The 1,151-nt window shown below is 33.2% G+C and carries 2 protein-coding genes; one reads left to right on the plus strand and one right to left on the minus strand.

Going from position 1 to position 1,151, the window contains the following annotated elements; translation table 11 throughout:
* The coding region (locus AC1DJR_RS30715; protein WP_477004339.1) for an NfeD family protein at positions 1-160 on the minus strand (160 nt) is incomplete at its 3' end.
* Between the two features lie 276 nt (positions 161-436).
* On the opposite strand from AC1DJR_RS30715, the gene AC1DJR_RS30720 reads away from it, so the two are divergent.
* On the plus strand, positions 437-1,151 hold a 715-nt coding region (locus AC1DJR_RS30720; protein WP_477004338.1), incomplete at its 3' end, for an MFS transporter.

Genomic DNA, 1,151 nt, shown 5'->3' on the forward strand with positions numbered 1-1,151 from the left:
CGACAACCAATTGTAAAAACAGTGCATCAGGAGCAAACAAAGCAATAAGACCTCCGACAACAGCCCCAATTCCAAGCCAAAGCATGTAAAACGTAATCGACAACATTTCTGCGATAAATAAAATACCAGCTATTATAAACCAAATCACCCATCCAGCCATATGCAACCCTCACTTTCTTTCTCATTTTCTATATGTATATGAAGAAAAGAATGGTTTATCCGCCCTATCTAACACGGGGGGCGTTTTGCTACAMGYTATTATAYRTATTCGCTGTTACAACAAGCATTAATAAAATRCTATATYAATATATTCTTCATTATACAYGAAAATCCCTTTCAAAAAATGACAAAAAATTTAATTCTTTCAAAAACATAACTCACAGATTATAATAATTATAATTAAAAAGTATTATTGATTTGAAAGGTGGTATTTTTATTGCGGAATTGTTCACTAGTTTACTATTTAGGCTCCAAAATATGTATTACCCTTGCTGACATTGTATACGTAATGATTATTACAACTCACATCTATATCACAACTAAATCAGCTACAATTACCGCTCTTTTTCCATTATTACAAGTAATCACAAATCTGATTGCTAACGTATCTGCACCACTTATAATGAATCGTTTTCCCTCTTATAAGTTGCTATATACTCTGCAATGGCTGAAAACAGCTCTTTTGCTATTATTAATGATTTTATTCCCGGTCTTATCCACAAACATTTTAGCTCTATTAACTTTCATTTTTTTCATTTCATTATGTAGTGGCTGGAGTGCTCCATTACTATACAGCATCCTTCCACGCCTAACACCAAAAGAAAAATTGGTAAAAGTAAATAGTATCTTTTCCTTTTCAACACAAATTGCACAAGCGACAGCTTATTCATTTACAAGTATTATAGTTCTTCTCATTGGCGCTACTTCTACACTCATGATTAATAACATTTTGATGATTTTTGGATGTATTACATTACACTTTTCATTACGTTCCATACATACTGAACGAGTAACAGAGCCTTCCTCTTCTAAAAGCACCGCTTTATTAGAAGGCTGGAAATTATTATTTCAACACCCGTCTCTACGCACCGTTACACTAATGGATTTAATTGAAACTTTCGCAGGGACAATATGGATCGGTGCTATTACGA

Source organism: Bacillus sp. 05T31, assembly GCF_056396725.1.